Genomic DNA, 23,723 nt, shown 5'->3' on the forward strand with positions numbered 1-23,723 from the left:
TCGGCAGGGCCAAGAAAGCCGGCCGAGCCAGTAATCCGGTGGCCACCAGCCGCCTTCCTGATTAGCGTGACCGCGTGCCCGGTTACGACGATCTCGTAGAACAAGCCATTCAGGCATCTGTTCGTGGATGGGACTTCGGCTGGTTGCGCGGCAGAACGACTGGCGGGCAACCATCCTGGGCCTACGCCGAGCGAGCCTCTGTGCTGCTTGCGACCACGCGGCGACTGCTCGACATGGACACCGGCGGAGGAGAGGTACTGGCTTCCCTGGCACCGCTGCCCCGCCACACCGTGGCCATGGAAGGCTGGCAGCCCAACATACCCATCGCCGCCGAGCGGCTCAGACCGATGAACGTCTCCCTGCTGGGTGGTGCGGCAGATCGCATCCCTGCACGCGACGCCACTTTCGACCTCGTGCTCAACAGGCATGGTGCGCTTGACGCAGTCGAGGTGGCGCGAGTTCTTGCCGCAGGTGGCCGTCTGCTCACCCAGCAAGTAGGCAGCCGCAATGGTCTGGAACTGAACCTCGCCCTAGGCGCACCGCCCTCCGCCGATCCGGAGAGCTGGACCTTGGGCATCGCGGTCGAGCGACTCCACGATTGCGGGATGCTCGTGCTGGACGCTCGCGAAGAGATGGTCGCCCACACCTTTCACGACATCGGCGCCGTGGTCTTCCACCTACGCGCCGTCCCGTGGCAGGTTCCCGGCTTCGATCACAAGCGCTACGAGAAACCGCTACGACGGCTCCATGAGCACATGCGGTCCGAGGGCGCTTTCACCCTGCGTGACCACCGCTTCTTCATCGAAGCCGAGCTTCCCCGTACCCGACGGCAAGGTCCGCTCTGACTACGTACTTGTCCGCCCAGAGGATAGGAGGCCCCCGGGTTGGCAGGATCTTGGGGCGATACCATCCCCATCATGGCGGATTGGGAGCTTCGGCTGGCTTCGGCGGCGGATGTCGAGGCGGTGGCCGAGTTGCGGGCCGTGGTGATGAGGCCGGATCTCGTGCGGCTCGGGCGGTACGACGAGCACCGCGTGCGACAGCGCCTGCGGGACGCGTTCGTGCCGGTGCACACCTGGATGATCGAGGTGGGTGGCGCCTTCGCCGGTTGCGTGGCGCTGCGGCCGGCGAAGGACGCCTACTGGCTGGAGCACTTCTACCTGAACCCCGATCTGCAGGGCAGGGGCATCGGTGCCGCCGTGCTGAGCAGGCTGCTGGAACGGTGCGACCGCGAAGACGCCGTGGTCCGGCTGAACGTGCTGCAGGGCAGTCCGGCCCGCCGGCTGTACGAGCGGCACGGGTTCACGGTCGAGACCGAGGACGAGGTGGACGTGTTCATGGTGCGCGCCCCGGCCTCGGCCTCCCCACGGCGATGAGGGAGCCACATCGCGCAGGTCATGGGCCGGATAATGAAGGGCCGGACATGAGCAACAAGGAGCTCGACGTCGCCGCCGTGTGACCCGACTCGAGCGTGAACGAAGAGGAACAGCTTCGGTGAGCCAGCTGGTCGAACACCACTCGCGCAAAGCCGCCCGCATCCTGGACAGCACGCGCCGGCTGGTGCTCGACCACGGCGTGCGCAAGGTCACCGTCACCGAGATCACCCGTTCGGCCGGCGTCGGCAAGGGCACCGTCTACCTGTACTGGCCCACCAAGGAAGATCTCATCCTCGGGCTGTTCGCCCGCGACCTGCTGACCTTCCTGGATGAGGTCATCGGCAGCATCACCGCCGACCCCGCCGACGTGCTGCCGCGCCGCCTCGCCCCGCTGCTGATCCGCACAGGATCACAACTCCCGCTGGCGCACCGCCTGCGCAGCGATGCCGAACTGCTGCGGCTGCTCACCCAGCATGCCGGCGACCGCGAGCTGTTCGCCCGAACCAGGCCCAGCGCCCTGTGCAACGCGGTCATGCCGATCCTGCACCGGCACGGTCTGGTCCGCCACGATCGTCCTCTGCCCAGCCAGGCCTACGCCCTGCACGCCGTGCTCACCGGGTTCGGCACCGCCATGACGGACCCGGCCACCGCCCCGCTCGGCGTCGACGACCCTTACGAGGTCCTCGCCGACACCGTGGCCCAACTGCTCGAACCCTCCACCGCACCCGGAGAGCCGGCCATCACCGCGGCCGCCGACCAGACCGTCGCCGTGTTCCGCGAGACCAGGGACGCCGTACTGGACCTCATCGACCGCGGCCAGACGCTCCAGCAGTGAGCAGGCTCCTGCGACGGCTCGGAGTGCCCGCCCGAGGGCCTGTCGCAGAGCATTCTCGTGATCGCGAGGACTTCAGGGATCACGTGCGGCGCATTCGCCGCGAAGGCCGGGTGCGTGTCCCGGTAGTACGGGAGCGCGGCGAGCGCGAGCAGGCGCGGGCACCGGGCGACGTAGGCGCGTGCTCACCTGACTTTCGACAGGGGTGCTGACTGTCGGTCGGCAGATGATCCGAGCGGCTCGCGGCCGAGAAGCTCGCCGGCATGAACACGTACTTTCCCGGACGGTGGATCGGGGGCGCGACGCTCGTCCTGGGGCCGGTCGTCCTGTGCGCGGGATTCCTGCTGCGCCACCTGAGCACCGTCACCGCGCTCAGCCCTCAGCAGCACGCGTGGGCCGAGAGGCAGCCGTTCGCCGCCTACGGCCAACTCCTCGCCTACACCTCTGCACCCGCCCTGCTCACCCTCTCCTACGCGGTTTTCGCCCTGGGAGCGGTGCTGCTCTTCCCCGCCTTCGTCACCGTGGCTCAACGCGTGGGTGGCGGCCTCGCGTTCTGGGGCGCCACCCTGCTCGTGGCCGGGCTCTTCTCCCGCCTGTACTTCGCCGGCGCCGACCAGACCGCCTTTCAGCTCACCGAGGCCGTCGGGCTGGACCGGGCAACGAACGCGATCATGACGGAGTACGTCGACATCTCCTACGGACCGTGGCGCGTACCGGTCTGGGCCTCGGTCGGCCAGTACGCGGGCTCGCTCCTGCTGGCCGTCGCCGCTTGGCGTACTGGCCTCTTCGGCACCGTCCGTGCCGTGATGCTGCTCCTGGCAGGAGGCACGTGGATGGGCGTGCTCAAGGGCGCTTCGATCTCCGATGTGCTCGTCACCGGCCTGCTCTGCGTCGCCCTGGTGCCGCTGGGAGTCCGGATGCTGCGTGATCGGCTGCCGGCTCCGACCGGCCGCTCGAAGGTACTGAGCTGGTGAGGGGCGGCAGAGGAGCGTCTACGAGTACGGGTCGCACACCGTGAACGACACTCTCCTGGTGGCCTTCGAGGGGGTCAGCAGGTGGAAGGCGATCGTGTGGTGGCCCGGCTCGAAGGCGCCGAAGGGGTTGCGCCGGTTCTTGGCCGTACCGGTCACCCAGTCCGTCCTCCATCCCTCGTCCTGGCCGTCCACGACCCAGCGGTAGCCGAACTCCACCTGCCTGCCCGACGGCCCCTTGATCATGGCTGTGGGGAAGAGGCTGGGCGACCAGCAGCCCTTTTCGGTCTTCAGTCCCTCCAGCGTCAGTGACACCAGGCGTACGGCCCCCGCGGCGGCGGCCGTGGTCGCGGTTCTGGAGGGGGAGGCGGTGGCTTCGGGCGTCGGCCGTCTGTGGGAGGCGGTGGGGCTGGAGCCGCCGGTCCTGGTGGGCTGCGGCTTCTTGGCCGCCGCGCTGGGTGTCGTGGTGGTGCCCGGCTTCGTGGCCGCCGAGGTGTGCGTCGTGGTAGGGCCCGGCTTCGTGGCCGGTGGGGAGGACGCGTCCGTCTTCGCGGGCGCAGGCGTCCACATGATCGCCCCGCCCACCAGGGCGGCGGACACCACCAGTGCCCCGGTGGCCGCCAGCAGCGCCTTCCGGCGTGAGCGGCTCGCAGGAGGACCCGCCGTACCGCCCCAGCGGCCCGTCGGGGCCGCTGTCGTGCCGGCGGCGGGCTGCGCGCCGATGAGCCGCAGGAGGACGTCCTGCATGGCGGGCCGGGCGGCGGGGTCCTTGGCCAGGCAGGAGAGCACGATCGGGCGCAACGGGTCCGGCAGGTCGCCCAGGTACGGCTCGCCGTGCAGGATGCGGCGGATCACCGCGGGCAGCGAGTCGTTGCCGAACGGCGGACTTCCCGTCGCGGCGAACACGATCACCGACGCCCACGCGAAGACGTCCACCGCGGGACCGAGCGGCGCGCCCGCGAGCTGTTCGGGCGCCATGTAGGCGGGCGTGCCGACGATGCTGCTCGTCACCGTCAGGGAATGGCCGGACGCGCGGGCGATGCCGAAGTCGATGACCCGCGGCCCGTCCCTGCCGAGCAGCACGTTGGCGGGTTTGAAGTCGCGATGCACCACCCCTGCCCGGTGGATCGCCGCCAGCGCGGTGGCGGTCGCCACGGCGAGCCGCTGCAGGTCGGCGCCGGCGTGCCGGCCCGCCTGCTGGAGCGAGGGCCCCTCCACGTACTCGGTCACGATGTACGGCCGGCCGCCCAGCGAGGCGTCGAGCACCTGGGCGATGCAGAACGGCTCCACCCGGCGCGCCGCGTCGATCTCCTTGGCGAAGCGGTGGTCACCGGCCAGCCCGTCCTGCAGCACCTTGACCGCGACCGGCCGCCCGTCGGGGCCCTGGCCCAGGTAGACGACCCCCTGCCCGCCCGCGCCCAGCCGCCCGAGGAGCCGGTAGGGGCCCACGGCAGAAGGGTCTTCGGGCAGGAGCGGGTTCATCACTCGGTCCCGGGCGGGCAGGCGGTGAACCGGAGCTCCCTCGACGCCGTCGCCGGCGAGGTGACGCGGAGGGTGATCCGGTGGGGGCCGGCCGAGGTCACGAGCGGGCCGGAGAGCTCCTGGGTGTGGGTCTCGGCGATGGCGGCCTCAGAGCGCCGCATCACCTTTCCGTCCAGGACCCATTCGTAATGGAAGGTGGTGGACAGCTTGGTGCCCTCGACCAGGGCGGAGGTCAGGATGGAGCCTACCTGGCAGTCCTGGGTGTTGGCCTTCCTGGCGCCCAGGGCTCGCACCCACACGACCCGGAAGGCTCCGGTGCCCGACGAGGTCCTCCGCGGTGAGGCCGTCGGCTGGGGGGCGGACCGCGTCGGCCTCACGGTCCGCGTCGCGGTCGGCTTCGTCGTGGTCGGCTTCTTCGTGGTCGCCGGTTTCGGTGTGGACGGGCTCCTGGTCCTCTTCGAGCGCTGGCGCGTTTTCGTCGAGGTCGGTGTCCCGGCGGAGTGGAACGCCAGTTGCCGCGTACTCGTTCGCGGTTCCCGGAGATCCCAGACGCTCGTGGCCCCCCAGACGAGGGCGCCCGCGACCGCCAGCGCCCCCACCCCGGAGACGCCCGCGACCAGCGCCGTCCTGCTCCCCCGCCGTCGCCGCCCGGGAGCCGTGGACGGGCCGCGGCCCTCGGCACCGGCCGGATGGCCGGAGGCCGGTCCGCCCAGGAGCCGCAGCAGCACGTCCCGCATGGCCGGCCGGCGCGCCGGATCCTTGGCCAGGCACTCCAGGACGATCGCGCGCAACGGTTGCGGCAGGTCGCCGAGCTGCGGCTCGTTGTGCAGGATCCGATTGATCACCGCGGGCAGGGAGTCCTCGCCGAACGGGGGTGTCCCGGTGGCGGCGAACACGATCACCGACGCCCACGCGAAGACGTCCACCGCGGGACCGATCCGCTCGCCGGCCAGCTGCTCCGGCGCCATGTACGCGGGTGTCCCCACGATGCCGCTGGTAGCCATGAGCCCCGATTCGACCGACCGGGCGATCCCGAAGTCGATCACCCGGGGCCCGCCCTGCCCGAGCAGCACGTTGGCGGGCTTGAAGTCGCGGTGGACGATGCCCGCCTGATGGACGGCCGCCAGCGCGGTGGCGGTCGCCACGGCGAGCCGCTGCAGGTCGGCGCCGGCGTGGCGGCCCGCCTGCTGGAGCGAGGGCCCTTCGACGTACTCGGTCACGATGTACGGCCGGCCGCCGCCCAGCGAGGCGTCGAGCACCTGGGCGATGCAGAACGGCTCCACCCGGCGCGCCGCGTCGATCTCCTTGGCGAAGCGCTCGTCGGCGAGTCCCTCGCGCAGCACTTTGACCGCGACCGGTCTGCCGTCGGGCCCCCGGCTCAGGTAGACGACTCCCTGGCCGCCCTCGCCCAGCCGGCCGAGCAACCGGTAGGGCCCCACGGCGGCGGGGTCGCCTTCCCGGAGAGGCTCGACGTGCGACATGGCACTCCTGCGACGCGCGTATGGGATCTTCGGCACCATAGCGGGAAATGTCAGACCCAGTGAGCCAGTCGCGTGAACCAGCCCCTCCGAGATCAGGACGGCCCCAGTCCTCGGTTTGAACATAATGTTGACAACGATCGGTTCCATGGCGCACTCTGGTCGCATGTCAGAAGATCCCTTCGTTCCGCCGGACCCCGACCAGGTGCGGGCGCACCGCGTGTACGCCGCCCTCGCCCGCATCGCCGAGCGGCACGCCGCGACGCGAGACCAACGCGATCGTCAGATCCATCCGCAGGTCGTCGGCGCGCATGAGGCCGTCAGGCTGGTGTCGTTCCTCGCCGCGGGAACCGCACAGCACGACGACGGCGAGCCGGAGGTCGACCAGGCCGACATCACCGCCGCGCTCACCCTCGTCCCGCTGGTCCGGGCCGAGATGGACCAGCTGGAGACCTCGCTGCTGCTCATGGCACGGGGCCGTGGCCTCACCTGGCAGGAGATCGCGTTCGGGTTGGGGCTCGGCACCCCGCAGGCCGCCCGGCAGCGGTACGAGCGGCTGGCCGGCCGCGTGGAGGAGAGCCCGGCGCAGTAGGTCGTACGGGTACGCGCGTCAGCCGCCCGTGGTGACGTGCATGGCGACCGGCCGGTACACCAGGCCGTCGGTCCAGGTCACCGACTCGGGCGTACCTGTCAGGCGGAGGCCGGGGCGTTGGGTGACCAGCGCTTTGATCGCCTCGGTGAGTTCGACTCTGGCGAGGCTGGCGGCCAGGCAGCGGTGCGGGCCGTAACCGAATGCCACATGCGGGTTGGGGGGATGGCCGGTGAAGCGGTGGATGTCGAACCGGCCGGGCTCGGCGAACGCCCGCGGGTCGTGGTTGGCCGCGTTCAGGTTCGGCATGACGACCGTTCCGGCGCTCAGCGAGCCGCTGGGGAGGTCGGTGTCCTTCGTGAGGCGGCGCATGAAGGCGCTGGCGGGCGGCCCGTCGAAGCGCAGGATCTCCTCGACCGCGACAGCCGTCAGGGTCGGGTCCGCCACCAGCTCGGCCCACTGGCCGGGATGCAGGAGCAGGCGGAAGACACCGCGGGCGATCATCGAGGCGGTCGTCTCGTGGCCGGCCGTGATGAGGGAGAAGACGGTGTTGACCAGCTCGCCCTCCGACAGCCGGTCGTCCTCGTCCCTGGCCTGGATGAGCAGGTCGATGAGGTCTTCGCCGGGCTCGGCGCGATGCTGGGCGACCAGCTCCGCGGCGTAGGCCATGAAGTCGGTGTAGCCCTCGTAACGAGCCTGCTCGGTGGCCGTGGACGTGGTCAGGAACATGTCCGTCCACCGGACGAACTGCTCATAGTGGTCCAGCGGCACGCCCAGCATCTCGCAGATGACGCGGCCGGGTAACTGCAGCGCGTACCCCTGGACCAGGTCGAAGTCGTCGTCCAGGCCGTCGAGGAGGTCCTGGGCGATTCGCGCGATACGAGGGCGCCACGGCTCGATCTGGCGCGGGGTGAACGTGCCGTGCATGATCCGGCGGTAGCGGGTGTGCTCCGGCGGGTCCTGGTTCACCAGGGCGTCGGGGTCGTCGTCGATGCCGATGCCGCTCACGAACCGCGGCAACCCCGGCAGCCGCAGGTTGCGGCTGGAGGTGGGCGAGGCCAGCAGGGCGCGGACGTCCTCGTACCGGACCGCCAGCGGGACCCGGTCGCCGCTGGGCATGGCCGCCGGCTCCAGCGGCCCGGATTCGCGCCTGTGGGCGAACTCCGGCGGCGGCGTGGCGAGTGGTCCGGGGACGATGTCGGGCCAGATCCCGTCCGGATTCCGTTCGGTGGTCATCACAACCCCTTCCGATCCGGGCCCCCGGGGGGACGGCTCACGCGGAACATACGAAATGCTGTGCCCCGCGTCAACGGACGCCCGGCATCGCGCGTCCGATGGCCGGAATGCGATTCCCGTCACCTACCCCTCGTGGAGGCCCAGGTCGAGGGCCGATTTTCTCGCTCCGAGCTTGATCTTTTGGCAGAGCTTGTCCATCTTCGGTGGCGAGTGTCCTCGCAGGCGGCACATACTGGAGGGGATGAAGCCAGCTAGCGGCGCGTCCCGTCGCCACATGCCCACAAGTCCCTTCAAACCCCCGCCCCCGGCTCCGCCTGCCGAGCGGTTCAGCGTCAACGACCAGGTGACGCATGATCGCTACGGTCTTGGCGTCGTCATCAGCGTGGAAGACGAAGTCGCCGTGTTCGTCGATTTCGGCTCCCGTCAGGAGCGGATAACGGCCCCGTTCAACAAGCTGTACAAGCTCTGAACCCGCGCACTGCGGGCAGGCACGTCAACGCGAGAGCGTCCACGTCGGCGGTCGATCTGGCGGATCGGCCAGTCCGGCGTGGGACGGTGCGGGGTCTTTCTCCGCTCGCCCCGTCTGACGAGCACGGCTGTGCCGATGCTCGGCAGCCGTTACTCGTGCGCTCTCGCCCGTCCGTGCCGCAGAGCCCGCGGTGACGAGTACGCCGTGGATGGTCCTCATCGGGCCGGCCGCGGCAGGCAAGAGCACGCTGGGCCGGTTGCTCGCCGAAGCCACCGGACGCCGGTTCGTCGACGTCGACGAGATCGGCGAGCCGTACTATGCCGAGGTCGGCTGGACCATGGATCGGCTGCGTGAGCGTGCCGCGGTCGTCGGCCGGGTGGCGGCCGAGCGCGAATGGGAGCCCGCCCGCGCCCATGCCGTGCGACGCGCCGTGGAGGCACACCCGCACGCGATCGTCGCGCTCGGCGCGGGGCACAGCCACTACACGGACTCAGGGCTGTTCGCCGACGTCCGGCAGGCGCTCGCCGCCATCCCGCGCGTGGTCCTCGTTCTCCCGTGCGCCCGGCCCGAGCGGTCCGTGGAGGTGCTGCGTCGCCGGAGCATGAGCGCCAAGGGGACCGACTGGATCAGCGGGGACGGGCACGACTTTCTCGACGAGTGGGTGCGCGACCCGGGGAATGCACTGCTGGCCACCGAAACGGTCTACACCGACGGCCGGAATCCCACGGAGAGTGCCGACCGGCTGCTCGCCGTGCGTGTGGAGCCGATGCTGAAGGACGCGTCGGGCGGCGCGCCAGGTGGGCTCCTCAGGTGACCGGGCTGAATCCCGTCACGCCAGCAGGGTGCGCCAGCGGTCGGCCGACTCGATCATGTCCAGGCTGACGCGTTCCAGGAACTCCGCCGTCTTGGCCAGCCGTTGCCCCACGGGGCTGTCGAGCCCGTAGGTCTCGGCCACCGCCATGGTGGCACGCACCGTTTCGAGGGTCTGCCGCCTGCTGATCACGATGGAGTGGTACCAGGCGTCGTTGTCGATCACGTAGATGTCGCGACGGCGCCGCGGATCGCGCTCGCGCCGGGCATACCCCTGCTGGACCAGGAAGTTCACGGCCACGGAGACAGAGGCGGGGCTGACGTTCAGCCTGCGGGTCAGCTCCGCGGCGGTGCGTCTGCCGTCTTCGGACAGCATCAGGTCGTGGTGCACGCGCGCGGCTGTCGCCGGCATCCCCGCTTTGACCGCCATCTCGAGGATCTCCTGCTCCATCGCGCTGCCCGGCGGTGTGGCCGCGTGCGGCAGCGCCGGCGTGCCGCGCCGTGCCCGCTGGACCGTCGCCTGGTGCGCCTGCTGGGGCCGGTAGCCCGCGGGGCCGCCGTTGCGTGCGACCTCCCGGGTGATCGTCGAGGTCGGCCGGTCGAGCCGCCTGGCGATCTCGCCGTAGGAGAGTCCGTCGGCGAGTCCGGCCGCGATGTGCCGGCGGTCCTGCTGGGTCAATCGTCCTCCTGGCATGCCGCCAGTATTGCCTTCGCCGCCATCCATTGCAACATGGCGTTGCTTTCGGGCGCAGCGTCATTGCACCAATTTGTCCTCAACAACCTGCGCAAACGCTTCTGCGTAGATTGACGAAGGTCTGAATGCAACGTAGCTTTCGAGTTGCACAGAACACGTACTATCGCAAAGCGAGGACTGGTCATGGGTGAATCCCTCCACACCGTCGAGGACAGGCCGGCGCCGAAGGCCGCAGCCGGGCAGGATCGCCCGGACCTGCGGCAGGCTGTCCAGGAGTTCGTCGATGCCGGTTTCGCCGGGATGCAGCTGCGCGTGCACGATGAGCGGGGCGAGTGGGCCGGCAGCGCCGGGGTGCGCAGGCTGGGCGAGGAGGCGAAGCCGCCGGCGAACGGGCGCTCCCGGATAGGCAGCACCACCAAGACCTTCACCGCGACCCTGGTGCTGCTGCTGGTGGCCGCCGGCGAGATCGGGCTGGACACCCCGGTGGACGACTATCTGCCCCAGTTCGGCCTGGACCGGCGGATCACGGTGCGGATGCTGCTGCAGCACACCAGCGGGGTGTTCAACCACACGGGCGAGCTCGACCCCGACGGGACATACGTGCCGGGCATCCCCTCGGTGGGCCAGGAGTGGGTGGACCTCCGGCTCAAGACGTACCAGCCGGAGGAGCTGGTGCGGTTCGCGTTGTCGAAGCCGGCGCGGTTCGAGCCGGGGACGGACCAGAGCTACTCCAACACCAACTACACGCTGGCCCTGCTGCTGATCGAGAAGGTCACCGGCCGCTCCTACGCCGAGGAGATGCAGCGGCGGATCCTGGGGCCGCTCGGACTGTCGGACACCGTGATGCCGGGCTCCCGGACGGACATCCCCGGGCCGCACGCCCACGGCTACTACCGGTACGAGGACGCCGGCCAGTGGAAGGTGGTCGACGTCACCCGCCAGAACCCGTCCCTGCTGCCCGGCACCGGTGACATGATCTCGACCACCCAGGATCTCCAGACGTTCATCTCCGCGCTGATGGGCGGCGAGCTCCTGCCGGCCCCGCTGCTGGCCGAGATGCGCAAGCCGCACGGGAAGCTCGGCTACGGCCTGGGGCTGTTCGTGCAGGACCTGGGCCCTGACTGCGGCGGCACCGTCTTCCATCACAACGGCAGCACCCTGGGCTACGGGGCGCTGATGTACAGCACGCCCGACGGCAGCAAGACCCTGACCGCGTTGCTGACCAGCGGGGACGCCGCAATCGACGTGATGCAGGCGTTCCCGAAGGCCCTGGAGGAGCTTTTGAAGGTTGTCTTCTGCGGCGGGCCGGGCGCGAACTGAGCCTGGAGCGCCGGCGACCGGGACCCCCGACGACCCCCGGATCGACCGGCGCCCGCATTGACAGAGTGCTTTGACCACCAAAGGATCACCCTGAGGTCACAACAAGCACTCAGTACCCATTTGCACCATCCGCCCCTTGCGACGCGACCCTCCGCTACGGGAGGATCACGGGTCGAAACTCCGCGATGTCCGAACCTTCGTCCGGACCGGCGGTCACCCCCCGCACACCGGTGCATGGCGACATGGAGAGACTGTCGTGCAGCCACAAGAGCACATCGAGCAGTTCGGCTACCGACAGGAGTTGCGTCGCGGGGTCGGGCTGACCGACCTGGTCCTCTACGGCCTCAACTTCATGGTGCCGATCGCGCCGTTCGCCATCTTCGGCCTGGTCTACTACCGCTCCGCCGGCATGCCGGTCCTCGCGTACCTGGTCGGCATGGTCGCCCTGCTGTTCACCGCGGCCTCGTACGCGCAGATGGTCAAGGCGTTCCCGCTGTCCGGCTCGGTCTACAACTACGCGGGGCGCGGCATCAGCGCGCCGGTCGGGTTCATGACCGGGTGGGCGATCCTGCTCGACTACCTGCTCCTTCCGGGGCTGCTCTACCTGATCGCGTCCAAGGCCATGAACGCCGGCGTGCCGCAGGTGCCGGTGTGGGCCTGGCTGATCATCTTCGTGGCCGTCAACATGGTGATCAACCTGCGTGGCGTCCGCATGACGATCAAGCTCACCAGGGTGATGATCGCCGCCGAGCTGGTCGTGCTGGCGCTGTTCCTCGTGGCCGGCTTCTGGGCGATGCTCCAGGGCGCGGGCAGCGGGTTCAGCCTGTCGCCGCTGTTCAACCCGGAGACGTTCTCGTGGCCGGTGGTGTTCGCGGCGGTGTCGGTCGCGACACTGTCCTTCCTCGGGTTCGACGGGATCAGCATGCTGGTCGAGGAGTCGACCGGCGGCTCGGCGCAGGTGAGCAGGGCCATGCGATTCGCGCTGATCCTGGCCGGCGTGCTGTTCATCGTCCAGGTGTGGGTCGCCGCCCTGCTCGTGCCCGACCCGGCCGGCCTGCTGGCCCACAGCAGCGACACCGCGTTCCAGGACGCCGCCGCCGTCGCCGGGGGCGACTGGTTGCGGCAGCTCACCTCGAACGCCACCGCCATCTCATGGGGCGTGGCCAACACCCTGGTCGCCCAGGTCGCCGTCTCACGCCTGCTGTACGCGATGGCGCGTGACCGCCAGCTCCCGGCGTTCCTGGCCAAGGTGTCGGTCAAGAACTCCGTGCCGACCAACGCGATCCTGCTCGTCTCCGCGCTGTCCGTCGGGCTCGGGCTGTGGGTGTCCGCCCTCAAGGACGGCGTCGAGGTGCTCAGCAGCCTGATCAACATGGGCGCGCTGTTGGCGTTCATCGTGCTGCACGTGTCCGTCATCGTGCACTACCGGATCCGGCAGCGCTCGGCCGACCTCTGGTCGCACCTGGTCTCGCCGTTGATCGGGATGGCGATCCTGGTCTTCGTCGTGATCAACGCCAACATCCTGGCGCAGGTGACGGGCTTCGTCTGGCTCGGCGTCGGGGCGATCATCCTGGCCGGCATGTACGTCGCCGGACGCCGGCCCACCGTCCAGGGCCTGGCAGCCCCACGGGAGCGGGTGTGAACCGGCTGCCGCTCCACCAGGACCTCCACCTCATGGCCCACAACGAGGCCGGCAAGCTCCTGACCCACCAGTCGTCGCTGGCCCTGGCGCTGGCCGGGGCAGTGCTGACCGAGCTGGTCCTGGCCGAACGCGTCGCCGTCGTCCAGGGCCGCATCACCGTCTCCGACCGCCGCCGCACGGACGACCCGGTCATCGACGCCCTCCTCGACCTGATCCCCCGGGACCGGGACCACCGGGACGTGCGGTCCTGGTTCAAGGCGGCGGCCAAGGACATCTACGTCCGTACCCGCGACGACCTGGTCGCCAAGGGTGTGCTGGCCCCGGTGACCAGGCGGCGCATGGGCATGCTGCCCTACCTGCGCTACCAGCTCACCGACATCTCCTGGGCCGTACGGGCGTCGTCGGGGGTGCGGTCGGCCGCGGAGGGCTTCAAGCAGCCCGACGCGGGGTGCGCCACGCTGTGCGGCCTGGTGGCGGTGCTGCGGGTGGAGGCGGAGCTGTACCTGAGCCAGCCGTCGGGCCGGCTCGTCGAACGCCTGCGCGCCATCGCCGACGAGCACTCGCCGACGGTGAAGGAGCTCGTGCACATCGTCGACACCCTGGTCGCCGAGGCCGCCGTCGCCGTGTACCGGTGAAGGGGGGGTCAGAGGGGCTGCTCCAGCATGCGCTTCATGGGCTGGAGGCCGGCCGCCTCGTAGAAGGAGCGCGCGCCCTCGTTGAACTCCCAGACCTCGGTCACCAGGCGCCGGCACCCGGCCTCCCTGCCCGCCTCCCGCACGGCGTCCAGCAACGCGGTCGCGACCCCCAGCCGCTTGGCCTCCGGCGCCACGACGATCTGGTTCAGGGCGATGAACGAGTCCGCGTTCAGCAGCACGCTGGGCCCCCGGTGGTACACCGTCGCCTCCGCGTACCCGGCGCACTCACCGTCCGCCGGCTCGGCCACGAAGATCCGCGTGGACTCCTGCCCGAGCCGCTCCGCGAACCGCTTCGTGAGCTCCTCGGCCGAGGGCCGCGCCTGGAACAGGTCCGGCCGATTGTCGGCGTGCAGGCCGTGGACGTGGGGGTTCATCCCGGCGAGGAGGGCGGCGTCCTGGCGGGTCGCCTGACGGACTTTCAACGCTGACACGGGCTACCTCTCTCTCGGACATGGTGTGCGACCATGGGCGCATGGACCCTGAAAAGGCCCTGGTGGACATCTCATGACGGACGAGCGGATCACCACGATCGGCCGCTGTTACGGCTGCAGGCGGACGTTCGGCTTCGATCCGGCGGCGGTCACGATGTTCGCGATCGACCCGGAGACCGGCTTTCCGCCCGGCATGACGGTCCTGGGCTCGATGCGCGAGCCCACCCCGGAAGCGGTGGCCCGGTCGGTCGAGGAGCCCGTCTGCCCGGACTGCGTGGCCAAGGCGAAACGGTTCCTGGAGCCCCCCGATCCCCTGACCCCCTGGTCACGCCCCTAGCGTCCAGGCGAGATCCGCGACGTCGTCCAGCCGCCACGGGCGCAGCAGGAGTCCGCCGCCGGCCGGGAGCTCGGGCATCGCGAGGGGACGATCATCCATCCCGGCATCATGCCACCGCCGCTTGAGTCTCCCGTACGGGGAGACGGCAGGGTGAGGGCATGGACGGTGACGCGCTCTACTCGATCGGTGACCTGGCACGGCGGACCGGCCTGACGGTCAAGGCCATCCGGTTCTACTCCGATCAGGGCATCGTGCCGCCGGCCGGCCGCACCCCGGCCGGTTACCGCCTGTACGGCGTCGAGGCCGTCGCGCGGCTGGATCTCGTACGGACGCTGCGCGAGCTGGGGCTGGACCTGCCCACGGTGCGCAGGGTCGTGGAGCGGGAGGTGTCGCTGCCGGAGGTCGCCGAGGCGCACGCCGAGGCCCTCGCGGTGCAGATCCGGACGCTACGGCTGCGGCGGGCGGTGCTGACGGCGGTGGCCAGGCGCGGATCAACCCCTGAGGAGACGAAGCTCATGCACAGACTGGCCAGGCTTTCCGAGGACGAGCGGCGCCGGCTGATCGGGGAGTTCCTCGACACCGCGTTCGGCGCTCCCGGCGACGCGGGCGCCGAGGCGTTCGCCGGGATCCGGCGCTCGATGACGCCCGAGTTGCCCGACGATCCCGAGCCCGAGCAGGTGGAGGCGTGGGTGGAGCTGGCCGAGCTCTCCCGCGACCCCGGCTTCCGGGCGCTGATGCGGCGCGTGGCGGACTCCTACGCGGCCGGCACGGCTCCCGGCGCCGTGCCACGGCCGGACGCGGCCGCGATGGTACGGGAGGAGGTGCGGCCGGCGGTGGCGGCGGGGGTCGATCCGGTGTCGGCGGAGGCGGAGCCCGTCGTCGCGGCGGTCCTGGCACGCTGCGCCCGGCTCGTGCCCCCGCCCGGCGGGACGGCGCCCGCCGATGGTGTCGTGGGCGGCGAAGGGTTGCTGGAGTACCTGGAGGCGGTGAACGATCCGCGCAGGGAGCGCTACCTGCGCCTGCTCGCCGTCGTCAACGGCTGGCCCCCTCCCGAGAGCCTGACGCCCTCACTCGACTGGACCCTCCGCGCCCTGCGCGCCCGAGTCGCTCAGTGACCAGGGGGTTCACAAGGCCGGGGTGAGGCATCGGCCACCCAGGCCCTCGTGAGCTGAGCGCCCGGCCGTCACCCGGCGGTGAAGTTCTCGCCCACCTCCTCCTGGAGGTGGGTCAGGGCGCTCTCCGTCAGGCTCTCCACGGTCGCGTGGGCGTCGGCGGGGGCCGTCACGCACACCTCTACCCGGGACGCGCCGGCGCCGGCCTGGCCGACCTCCAGCCAGCCGCCCACTTCCGGCACGTCCTGGGCGCGCCACTCCACGCGCAGCCGCTCGTCGTCCGTGGACAGGGCGCACCGCGTCTCCCCCTGCCGCCCGCCGAGCCGCCAGCGGACCAGCACGAGCCCGTCCTCCAGGTGCTCGGCGGTGACGCCGTCGGGCAGCCAGCGCCCCAGCCGATCCAGGTCGCCGGCGGTGTTGTAGACGACCTCGGCCAGGGCCTCCACCTCGCGGGTGGCGTGGTATTCCTTCGTGCTCATGGTGCTGTCGCTACCCGATCGTCACGAGTGTTACCGCTTGTAGGCGCGCGGGCGGGTTTGGCGGGACTCATGATAGGTAGTCCGGGATGGCGGGGACACGGACGAGTGGGTGAAGGAATGGGGCGGGTGCGGGTGGACGAGCGCTGGGACGGCGCCGGAGGGCGGCGGGTACGCAGCCTGGAGACGGGCCGGGAGAACCCCGACCGCCGGACCGTCGTCATCGTCCCCGGGCTCGGCGCCCTGGGCTACCTGTTCGACACGCTGGCCGGGTGCGGCTCGTGGGCGCGCTCGTTCCTGCTGGACGTGCCCGGGTTCGGGCGCCGGCCGCCGTGGTCGTGCGCGCCCGAGCTGCCCGCCGTCACCGAGCTGGTCACGCGGTGGCTGGAGTCCGTGCCGGCCGGGCCGGTCGTGCTCGCGGGGCACTCCACGGGGGCGCAGGTCGCGCTCCGGGTGGCCGCCGAGCGGTCCGATCTCGTGCGGGCGCTGGTCCTGCTGGGGCCGACGTTCCCGCCGAAGCTGCGCACCGGTCCCGGGCTGATCGTGCCGTACCTCCGGACGACCCGTCACGAGCCGGCGGGCCTGCTGCCGGCCACGATGCCGTACTACGGGCGGGCGGGGCTGAAGGCGCTGGCCCGGTTCGTGCGCACGGCGCAGGAGGACGAGCCGGAGAAGCTGGTCCCGGCCGTGTCGTGCCCGATGGTCGTCGCCCGGGGCGTCCACGACGCGTTCTCGCCCCAGGCGTGGGCCGACCGGCTGGCCACGGCCGCCGCCGACGGGCGGTCGGTGACCGTGCCGGGGGCGCACGCGTTCCCGTACCAGCACGGCGGTCTGACGGCCGCGCTCATCAACGGGGCGGCCAAGCGGGCAGGAATCCTCTGAACTCGGGCGGCACGTGCCGGTGGAAGCCGCTGGTCCGCCACGTCTGCCCCGCAGCCGTGACCGCGAGCGCCTCCAGGTCCTCCATGTCCTCCACCCAGTCGCGGGCCGCCTCCCCCATGGCGAACGCGGCGGTGGCGTAGGCGTCGACGGTCGTGAGGCGGGGGCCGGCCAGGGTGATGGAGGCGAGGGCGGTGGCGGGCCGCCCGGTGTGCGGGTCCACGATGTGGTGGCCGCGCTCGGCCGTGCCGGAGGTGGCGACCGCCAGGCCGGCCCCCGCGACCACGGTGGCCAGCGCGCCGTCCGCGGGACGGCCGGCCGCCGTCGGCGGTGCGGCGACGCCGACGCGCCAGGGGCGGCCGGGCTCGGGCTCGGCGCCGAGCTGGACGTCTCCCCCGCCGTTCACGCTGTGCCGGGGCAGGCCGGCCGCCGTGAGGAGGTCCGAGGCGCGCTCGATCGCCCAGCCCTTGACCAGGCCCGAGGGGTCGAGGCGCCCGCCGGGCGGGTGGGCCGTGAAGTAGCCGCCGCTGTCGCGCTCGACCCGCGCGCACAGCGCCAGTACTTCGGCCACCTCGGCGGGGCAGCTCGTGAGGCCGATCTCGCCGCGGCCGAGCCGGCTGACGGGGCTGTCGGGGCGGTAGGTGGAGAAGACGGCGTCCACGTGGCGCAGCCAGGCGACCGCCCGCCCGATGCCGTCCCGGTGGTCGCCGTCGCCGCGCACGTCGAAGGAGAAGACGGTGCCCATGACGTGCTCGGCGTGCCGCGTCACGGGCGCCGCGGCGGCGGTCACAGGCCCGCCTGGTCGATGGCGCTCTGGAGAGAGGTCATGTAGCCCACGCTGGTGTACGTGGCGCCCGAGACGGTGTCGATCCGCGCGCTCTGCGCCGTCAGCGTCTCCTGCTGCAGGACGGGCAGGGCGCGCTGGTTGATCTCGATGTCGCGGTGGTTGCCGTCGGGCGCCTGGAGCACCTCCACCTGGGTGATCTTCTTGTCGGCGACGGTGATGCGCACCTGCACCGGGCCCCAGCGGGTGTCGGCGGCCGCCCCGGTGACGGTCTTCCCGCCGGAGCCCGCGGCCGGCGGCGTGGCGCTCGTCGTGGGGGCGGGCGCCGGGAGATCGAGCCGGTCGGACCCGCCGGAGCCGTCGGAGTCACCGGAACGGTCGAAGCCGTCGAAGCCGTCGTGGTCGCCGGAGTCGTCCGAGCCGCCGGAACGCCCCGCCGGCGCCTGCGCGACCGCGGCCGGCGGCGTGGCGGCCGAGGTGACCTGGTGCGGTTTGAACGACAGCAGCAGCACCAGGCCCGCGGCTGTGACGACGATGGCGAGCAGTGCCCTGCGCATCGGTTCCCCCTTGGAAGATCGCGAGATTCCTAGAACGTGAACGACTCGTGGTGGACGCGGCCGGCCGGCACCCCCGCGGCCCGCACCGCCGCGATGGCGGCGCGGGTCATCTCGGGCGGCCCGCACACGTACACGTCGTGGTCCCTCAGGCCGGGCGCCAGGCGGGCGAGCACGCCGGGGTCGAACAGCGGCTCCGCGTCGCTCCTGGGCCCGGTCGAGAAGAACAGCCGGGCGCCGCGCGCGTGGGCGATCCGCTCCAGCTCCTCCTTGAGCACCAGGCCGGCCTCGGTGCGGGCGCGGTAGAGCAGGGTGACCTCGCCGGGCAGCGTCTCGAACAGCGCCCGCAGCGGCGTGATGCCGACCCCTCCGGCGATCAGCAGCACCTTGTCGCGGCGGCGCAGGCGGCCGGTGAGCGCGCCGTACGGACCCTCGGCGAGCACCCGGGTGCCGGGCCGGAGCGCCGTGAGGGCGGCGCTGTGGTCGCCCAGCGCCTTGACCGTGATGCGCAGCGTCCCGCCCGGCGCGGCCGACAGCGAGTACGGGTTGGCCGACCACCACAGCTCCCGGGTGAGGAAGCGCCAGCGGAAGAACTGGCCGGGCTCGGCCCGCAGCCGGCCCAGGTCACGGCCGGTGACGTGGATGGACACCACGTCCGGCGCCTCCCGGACCACCTCGGCCACGCGCAGCCTGTGCCGCAGCGACAGCCGGACGGGCGCCAGGAACCGGTACCAGACGACCAGCGCCGCCACCCCCAGGTAGAGCGCGTACCAGGCGACCCGGGCGACCGGGTCACCCGTGAACTCGGCCCCCGTCCCGAGCTGGTGCCCGAACGCCAGGAACGCCGCCAGGTAGGTGTAGAAGTGCAGGTGGTACCAGGTCTCGTAACGCAGCCGGCGGCGTGCCGCGCGGGCGGAGACGATGCCGGTGCCGAACAGGAGGAGCACGGCGACGGTGGCCTTCAACATGTCGGGGAAGGTCAGCACCATCGTGACCGTCTCGTCCACGACGCCGATCCGGTCGGCCAGCGAGTACCCCCAGACGACGGTCAGGACGTGCGCGGCCGCGAGCCCGACGACGTACCTGCCGCCGAGGGCGTGCCAGCGGGTGAGCCGGTCGGTGCCGACGCCGTGCTCCAGCGCCGGGACCCTGGCCATGAGCCCGATCAGGACGGCCATCGCGTAGCCGGCGAGCAGCCCGGTGATGCGGGCGGCGTTGGTGAGCCACCCGTCGGCTCCCGCCACGTACGGCGTGTCGCGCCACCACAGCGCGACGACTGCCACCGCGCCCAGCCCGATGAGGGCGAGCAACGGCTCGGGGCGGACGATGGCGGCGCGCCGGGGCGCCGGGGCCGGCGGCCCGGACACCCGGGTGGGGGCGTAAGCGGTGGTCACGGATCCTCCTCGCGTCGCTCGTGTGCGGGTCACACCGGAGTCACCGTGCCAGCCGAACCTCTGAGAGTCCTCTGAAAGGCCGTGAACCAGGAGTTTTCAGAGGAGTCTCAGAGCTGGGACATATGTTGTGGGAACGGGGGTGGATATGACGACGCTGCTGCGTCCGGACGGCGCGCCGATCCGCGTGCTCGTCGTGGACGACGAGCCCGACATCGTCGAGGTCCTGGAAGAGGTCCTGCGTCAGGAGGGCTGGGAGGTCCGCTCGGCCGGCGACGGCCCGGCGGCGGTGCGGCTGGCGGGCGAGTTCCGGCCCGACGCCGTGGTGCTGGACGTCATGCTGCCCGGCTTCGACGGGCTGGAGATCCTGCGCCGGATCCGGCGGGACGCCCCCGAGGTGTGCGTGCTGTTCCTGACGGCCCGCGACGCCGTGGAGGACCGCGTGGCGGGCATCACCGCCGGCGGCGACGACTACGTGACCAAGCCGTTCAGCCTGGACGAGGTGCTGGCGCGGCTGCGCGGGCTGCTGCGCCGCGCCGGGATGGCCCGCCCCGGCAACGGCAACCGGCTGGTCGTCGCCGACCTGGTGATGGACGAGGAGGCGCGGGAGGTGACCAGGGGCGGGACGCTGATCGACCTGACGCCGACCGAGTTCGAGCTGCTCCGGCTGCTCATGTGCAACCCGCGCGTGGTGCTGAGCAAGTCACGCATCCTCGACGACGTCTGGTCGTACGACTTCGGCGGGCAGGCGCACGTGGTGGAGCTGTACATCAGCTACCTGCGCAAGAAGATCGACGCGGGCCGGTCCCCGCTCATCCACACCGTGCGCGGCGTCGGGTACGTGCTCAAGCCATGACCGGACCCGTGACCGAGGCCGCCACCGGCCCGGCGGCCGGGAAGGGGCGCCGGGCGTGGCGGCCGGCGGCGCCGCGGACGCTGCGCGGGCGGCTGATCGCGGGGCTGCTGGTGCTGCTGGCGCTGGCCTGCGTCGCCGTGGGCGTCGCCACCTCCCTGGCGATGCGGCACTTCCTGCTCGAACGCGTCGACCAGCAGCTCGTGGGCGCCGGCGGCCGGTACGCCGCCAGCCTGGAGCACGCGGAGGAGTCCAGGGAACGGGGCGACACCCGGGGACAGGCGCGGGGCACGCTGGGCGTGCGGCTGCTGAACGGCAAGATCACGAATGCGGCCGTGGTGACCTCCCGGCTCGGCGCCGAGCCGGTGCTCACGGCGGAGGACCAGGCCGTGCTGGCCGCCGTCCCGGCCGACGGGGTGCCCCGCACGGTGGACCTGGGCGACCTGGACGACTACCGGGTGCTCGCGCTGCCCGGCGCGGACGGCGACGTGCTGATCACGGGCCTGCCGCTGCACGAGGCGGAGGAGACGATGCGCCGGCTCCAGTTCTTCGAGGTCGTGCTGTTCGGCGCCGCGCTGGCCGTGACGGGCGTCGCCGGGGCGGTGTGGGTGCGGCTCGCGCTGCGCCCGCTGGACCGGGTGACGGCGACGGCCCGCCGGGTGTCGGAGCTGCCGCTGGCCAGCGGGAAGGTGACGCTCGCCGAGCGGGTGCCCGACACCGACCCGCGGACGGAGACCGGGCAGGTCGGCGCGGCCCTGAACCGCATGCTGGGGCACGTGGCCGACGCGCTGGGCCGACGCCATGCCGTGGAGCAGCGGCTGCGCGCCTTCGCCGCCGACGCCAGCCACGAGCTGCGCACCCCGCTCGCCGCCATCCGCGGGCACGCCGAGCTGGCGTTGCGCGCCACCGATCCCATGCCGGGTTCCGTACGGCACGCGCTGGACCGCATCGACGCCGAGTCGGGCCGGATGGGGGAGCTGGTGGAGGACCTGCTGCTGCTCGCCCGGCTGGACGCGGGACGGCCGCTGGCCCGCGACGAGGTGGACCTGACGCGCCTGGCCATCGAGGCGACGGGCGACGCCCGCGCCGCCGGACCGGACCACCGGTGGCGGCTGGAGCTGCCGCACGAGCCCGTCACGGTCCCCGGCGACCCGCTCCGCCTGCACCAGGTCGTGGCCAACCTGCTGGCCAACGCGCGGGTCCACACGCCGGCCGGCACCACCGTGACGGTCACCGTGCGGCGGCTGCCGGACGGCGCCGAGCTGGCCGTCGCCGACGACGGCCCCGGCATCCCGGCTGAGCTGCGGGAGGAGATCTTCGAGAGGTTCTCCCGCGTGGACAAGGACCGCTCGCGCGCCTCCGGCGGCACGGGCCTCGGGCTGGCGATCGTGCGCGCCGTCGTCTCCGCGCACGGGGGCACGGCCGGCGTGGACGGCGGGCCAGGAAGTACCGTCTTCTGGTTCCGCCTGCCCGACGACCCGCCGTCCCCCGCGGAGCCGCCACCGCCGTGAGCTCACGCCGGCAAGTCTCACGCGGGCGGGTCCCACGGCCGAGGAGTTCCGCAGGCGGCTGGCCGCGTTCACGCCCTCCCAGGAGACGGGGTCAGCCGGGGCACGGCGGCGACCAGGTCCCGCGTGTACGGGTCGCGGGGGCGGTGGAACACCTCGTCCACGCCGCCCTCCTCCACCACCCGGCCGTCCTTCATCACCAGCACCCGGTCGCACAGGTGGTGGACGACGCCCAGGTCGTGCGAGATGAACAGCAGCGCCGTGCCGTCCCGCCGCTGGATCTCCGCCAGCAGGTCCAGCACCTGGGCCTGGATCGAGACGTCCAGCGCGGAGACCGGCTCGTCGCAGACCAGCACCTCGGGGCGGGAGGCGAGCGCCCTCGCGACGGCCACGCGCTGCCGCTGCCCGCCGGACAGCTCGCGTGGATGCCTGCGGGCCAGCTCCGGGGGCAGGCCGACGCGTTCCAGCAGCTCCAGCGCCTGCACGAGGCGCGGCCCGCGCGGCCCCCTCAACGGCTCGGCGACCAGGCGACCCACGGTGTGGCGGGGGTCGAAGGAGTCGAGCGGGTTCTGGGAGACGACCTGGATGAGGGACCGGCGCGAGCGGCGGTGGCGCTCGGGGACGCCGCTCCAGGGGCGGCCGTGCAGCCGCACCTCGCCCGCGTGCGGCTCCAGCAGGCCGAGGACGAGCCTGGCCAGGGTGGTCTTGCCCGAGCCCGACTCGCCGACCACGCCCAGCGCCTCGCCGGGGCGCAGGGTGAAGGAGACGCCGTCCACGGCGGTGCGCGGGCCGTACCGGACGGACAGGCCGGACGCGTCCAGCGCGGCCGGACCGTTCCCGGCGGCCGGGTCCGGTGGCACTGACGGGGTGGGCACGGGAGGAGGGGGCGCGGTGCGGGTGGGAGGTGAGGCGGACAGGCGCGTGCCCTTGGTGGCCGCCGACGGGACCGCCGCCAGCAGGGCGCGGGTGTAGGGGTGCGCGGGCGAGGCCAGGACGTCCCCGGCGGGGCCCTCCTCGACGACGCGGCCGTCCTTCATCACGAGGATCGTGTCCGCGATCGACGACACCACGGCCAGGTCGTGGCTGATCATCAGGAGCGCCGTGCCGGCGGCCTTGCGGGCGGCGAGCAGCCGGAGGATCCCGGCCTGCACGGTGACGTCCAGCGCCGTGGTGGGCTCGTCGGCGATGATCAGCGGGGGCCCGGCGGCGATGGCGGAGGCGATGAGCGCCCGCTGCCGCAGCCCGCCGGACAGCTCGTGCGGGTACTGTCCCGCCCGCACCTCGGGCTCGGGCACGCCGACGGCCTCCAGCAGCTCCCGTACGCGAGCCGCCCGCTCCGCCCGTGACCCGGCTCGGGAGACGGCGGAGGATCCGGGGCCGTGGACGGCGAGGACTTCGGCGATCTCCGCGCCCACGGTGCGCAGCGGGTCCAGCGAGACCAGCGCGTCCTGCAGCACCAGCCCGGCGAAGCCGCCGCGCACGCGCCGCCAGTCGCGCGGCCCGAAGGCGAGCGCGTCCCGGCCGTCCACCGTCAGCGCCGACGCCCCGACGACCGAGCCCGGTCCGGCCAGGCCGAGCAGGGCGCGGGCCGTGACGCTCTTGCCCGACCCCGACTCGCCCACGACGGCCACGCACTCGCCGGGCGCGATCGTGAACGACACGCCCCGTACGGCCTCCACCCCCGCGCCGGGGAACGACACGCGCAGGTCCCGCACCTCCACCAGCGGCCCACCGGCCGCGACGGGACCCTCCTGGCGTACGGCGAGCTCGGTCATCGGTCGTCCTCCGGTGTGGTGTCCTGTAC

25 protein-coding genes are annotated in these 23,723 nt (G+C 72.2%); 15 read left to right on the top strand and 10 right to left on the bottom strand.

Annotation, left to right across the window (positions count from 1 at the left end; translation table 11 throughout):
- The first annotated feature begins 74 nt into the window (after window positions 1-74).
- From MTP10_RS00705 to MTP10_RS00720, 4 genes are all read left to right on the top strand, one after another.
- On the top strand, window positions 75-845 hold the full coding sequence (locus MTP10_RS00705) for a methyltransferase domain-containing protein (protein WP_310706951.1): 771 nt from the start codon (window positions 75-77) through the stop codon (window positions 843-845).
- Window positions 846-917: 72 nt separating this feature from the next.
- Complete coding sequence (locus MTP10_RS00710) at window positions 918-1,376, top strand: GNAT family N-acetyltransferase (protein ID WP_310706952.1); 459 nt, start codon at window positions 918-920, stop codon at window positions 1,374-1,376.
- A 118-nt stretch (window positions 1,377-1,494) separates the two neighbouring features.
- Window positions 1,495-2,211 carry a TetR/AcrR family transcriptional regulator gene (locus MTP10_RS00715; RefSeq protein WP_310706953.1) on the top strand — a complete coding sequence of 239 codons (717 nt, stop codon included), beginning with the start codon at window positions 1,495-1,497 and terminating at the stop codon, window positions 2,209-2,211.
- Between the two features lie 260 nt (window positions 2,212-2,471).
- Window positions 2,472-3,182, top strand: a complete 711-nt coding sequence (locus MTP10_RS00720) for a hypothetical protein (protein ID WP_310706954.1) — start codon at window positions 2,472-2,474, stop codon at window positions 3,180-3,182.
- Between the two features lie 18 nt (window positions 3,183-3,200).
- Here the strand turns inward: MTP10_RS00720 and MTP10_RS00725 are convergent, their stop codons facing one another.
- Complete coding sequence (locus MTP10_RS00725) at window positions 3,201-4,661, bottom strand: protein kinase domain-containing protein (RefSeq protein WP_310706955.1); 1,461 nt, start codon at window positions 4,659-4,661, stop codon at window positions 3,201-3,203.
- Window positions 4,661-6,142 carry a serine/threonine-protein kinase gene (locus MTP10_RS00730; RefSeq protein WP_310706956.1) on the bottom strand — a complete coding sequence of 494 codons (1,482 nt, stop codon included), beginning with the start codon at window positions 6,140-6,142 and terminating at the stop codon, window positions 4,661-4,663. Before MTP10_RS00730 ends, MTP10_RS00725 begins: the two co-directional genes overlap by 1 nt.
- Before the next feature lie 163 nt (window positions 6,143-6,305).
- On the opposite strand from MTP10_RS00730, the gene MTP10_RS00735 reads away from it, so the two are divergent.
- Window positions 6,306-6,731 (top strand): DNA-binding protein, encoded by a 426-nt coding sequence (locus tag MTP10_RS00735; RefSeq protein WP_310706957.1) that lies wholly within the window; start codon window positions 6,306-6,308, stop codon window positions 6,729-6,731.
- Between the two features lie 18 nt (window positions 6,732-6,749).
- On the opposite strand, the gene MTP10_RS00740 is transcribed toward MTP10_RS00735, so the two are convergent.
- Entirely contained in the window at window positions 6,750-7,964 is a 1,215-nt protein-coding gene (locus tag MTP10_RS00740; RefSeq protein WP_310706958.1) for a cytochrome P450, read from the bottom strand.
- A 274-nt stretch (window positions 7,965-8,238) separates the two neighbouring features.
- On the opposite strand from MTP10_RS00740, the gene MTP10_RS00745 reads away from it, so the two are divergent.
- Both MTP10_RS00745 and MTP10_RS00750 read left to right on the top strand, forming a co-directional pair.
- A complete protein-coding gene (locus MTP10_RS00745; RefSeq protein ID WP_310706959.1) occupies window positions 8,239-8,433 on the top strand; it encodes a hypothetical protein in 195 nt (64 codons plus the stop codon).
- Window positions 8,434-8,623: 190 nt separating this feature from the next.
- A complete protein-coding gene (locus MTP10_RS00750; RefSeq protein WP_310706960.1) occupies window positions 8,624-9,247 on the top strand; it encodes a shikimate kinase in 624 nt (207 codons plus the stop codon).
- Window positions 9,248-9,262: 15 nt separating this feature from the next.
- Here the strand turns inward: MTP10_RS00750 and MTP10_RS00755 are convergent, their stop codons facing one another.
- Window positions 9,263-9,922 (bottom strand): helix-turn-helix domain-containing protein, encoded by a 660-nt coding sequence (locus tag MTP10_RS00755; RefSeq protein WP_310706961.1) that lies wholly within the window; start codon window positions 9,920-9,922, stop codon window positions 9,263-9,265.
- A 198-nt stretch (window positions 9,923-10,120) separates the two neighbouring features.
- On the opposite strand from MTP10_RS00755, the gene MTP10_RS00760 reads away from it, so the two are divergent.
- From MTP10_RS00760 to MTP10_RS00770, 3 genes are all read left to right on the top strand, one after another.
- Window positions 10,121-11,257, top strand: a complete 1,137-nt coding sequence (locus MTP10_RS00760) for a serine hydrolase domain-containing protein (RefSeq protein WP_310706962.1) — start codon at window positions 10,121-10,123, stop codon at window positions 11,255-11,257.
- A gap of 256 nt (window positions 11,258-11,513) precedes the next feature.
- Window positions 11,514-12,899: an APC family permease gene (locus MTP10_RS00765; protein WP_310706963.1), complete on the top strand. Its 1,386-nt coding sequence runs from the start codon at window positions 11,514-11,516 to the stop codon at window positions 12,897-12,899.
- Window positions 12,896-13,534 (top strand): GPP34 family phosphoprotein, encoded by a 639-nt coding sequence (locus MTP10_RS00770; RefSeq protein ID WP_310706964.1) that lies wholly within the window; start codon window positions 12,896-12,898, stop codon window positions 13,532-13,534. Before MTP10_RS00765 ends, MTP10_RS00770 begins: the two co-directional genes overlap by 4 nt.
- 8 nt (window positions 13,535-13,542) lie before the next feature.
- Here the strand turns inward: MTP10_RS00770 and MTP10_RS00775 are convergent, their stop codons facing one another.
- The gene (locus MTP10_RS00775) at window positions 13,543-14,025 is read right to left on the bottom strand and encodes a GNAT family N-acetyltransferase (RefSeq protein WP_310706965.1); all 483 of its coding nucleotides are present in this window, start codon (window positions 14,023-14,025) and stop codon (window positions 13,543-13,545) included.
- 73 nt (window positions 14,026-14,098) lie between these two features.
- On the opposite strand from MTP10_RS00775, the gene MTP10_RS00780 reads away from it, so the two are divergent.
- Both MTP10_RS00780 and MTP10_RS00785 read left to right on the top strand, forming a co-directional pair.
- On the top strand, window positions 14,099-14,362 hold the full coding sequence (locus tag MTP10_RS00780) for a hypothetical protein (protein WP_310706966.1): 264 nt from the start codon (window positions 14,099-14,101) through the stop codon (window positions 14,360-14,362).
- A 158-nt stretch (window positions 14,363-14,520) separates the two neighbouring features.
- Entirely contained in the window at window positions 14,521-15,477 is a 957-nt protein-coding gene (locus MTP10_RS00785; RefSeq protein ID WP_310706967.1) for a MerR family transcriptional regulator, read from the top strand.
- A 68-nt stretch (window positions 15,478-15,545) separates the two neighbouring features.
- Here MTP10_RS00785 and MTP10_RS00790 read toward each other — a convergent pair whose 3' ends face one another.
- Window positions 15,546-15,953, bottom strand: a complete 408-nt coding sequence (locus MTP10_RS00790; RefSeq protein WP_310706968.1) for an SRPBCC family protein — start codon at window positions 15,951-15,953, stop codon at window positions 15,546-15,548.
- Window positions 15,954-16,058: 105 nt separating this feature from the next.
- Between MTP10_RS00790 and MTP10_RS00795 the strand changes: the two genes are divergently transcribed.
- Window positions 16,059-16,832, top strand: a complete 774-nt coding sequence (locus MTP10_RS00795) for an alpha/beta hydrolase (protein ID WP_310706969.1) — start codon at window positions 16,059-16,061, stop codon at window positions 16,830-16,832.
- On the opposite strand, the gene MTP10_RS00800 is transcribed toward MTP10_RS00795, so the two are convergent.
- From MTP10_RS00800 to MTP10_RS00810, 3 genes are read right to left on the bottom strand one after another with little or no spacing between them, the layout of a single operon-like run.
- Complete coding sequence (locus MTP10_RS00800; RefSeq protein WP_310706970.1) at window positions 16,798-17,619, bottom strand: FAD:protein FMN transferase; 822 nt, start codon at window positions 17,617-17,619, stop codon at window positions 16,798-16,800. The genes MTP10_RS00795 and MTP10_RS00800 overlap by 35 nt on opposite strands.
- Window positions 17,616-18,170 (bottom strand): FMN-binding protein, encoded by a 555-nt coding sequence (locus MTP10_RS00805; RefSeq protein WP_310706971.1) that lies wholly within the window; start codon window positions 18,168-18,170, stop codon window positions 17,616-17,618. The genes MTP10_RS00800 and MTP10_RS00805 overlap by 4 nt, the downstream gene beginning before the upstream one ends.
- A gap of 29 nt (window positions 18,171-18,199) precedes the next feature.
- Window positions 18,200-19,561 carry a ferredoxin reductase family protein gene (locus MTP10_RS00810; protein WP_310706972.1) on the bottom strand — a complete coding sequence of 454 codons (1,362 nt, stop codon included), beginning with the start codon at window positions 19,559-19,561 and terminating at the stop codon, window positions 18,200-18,202.
- 145 nt (window positions 19,562-19,706) lie between these two features.
- On the opposite strand from MTP10_RS00810, the gene MTP10_RS00815 reads away from it, so the two are divergent.
- Window positions 19,707-20,414, top strand: coding sequence for a response regulator transcription factor (locus MTP10_RS00815; RefSeq protein WP_310706973.1), 708 nt, complete (start codon window positions 19,707-19,709; stop codon window positions 20,412-20,414).
- On the top strand, window positions 20,411-21,922 hold the full coding sequence (locus tag MTP10_RS00820; protein ID WP_310706974.1) for an ATP-binding protein: 1,512 nt from the start codon (window positions 20,411-20,413) through the stop codon (window positions 21,920-21,922). The genes MTP10_RS00815 and MTP10_RS00820 overlap by 4 nt, the downstream gene beginning before the upstream one ends.
- Before the next feature lie 68 nt (window positions 21,923-21,990).
- Here the strand turns inward: MTP10_RS00820 and MTP10_RS00825 are convergent, their stop codons facing one another.
- Window positions 21,991-23,694: an ABC transporter ATP-binding protein gene (locus MTP10_RS00825; RefSeq protein ID WP_310706975.1), complete on the bottom strand. Its 1,704-nt coding sequence runs from the start codon at window positions 23,692-23,694 to the stop codon at window positions 21,991-21,993.
- Window positions 23,695-23,723 lie beyond the last annotated feature (29 nt).

Source organism: Nonomuraea sp. 3-1Str (genome assembly GCF_031570565.1).
In the GTDB taxonomy this organism is placed as follows: domain Bacteria; phylum Actinomycetota; class Actinomycetes; order Streptosporangiales; family Streptosporangiaceae; genus Nonomuraea.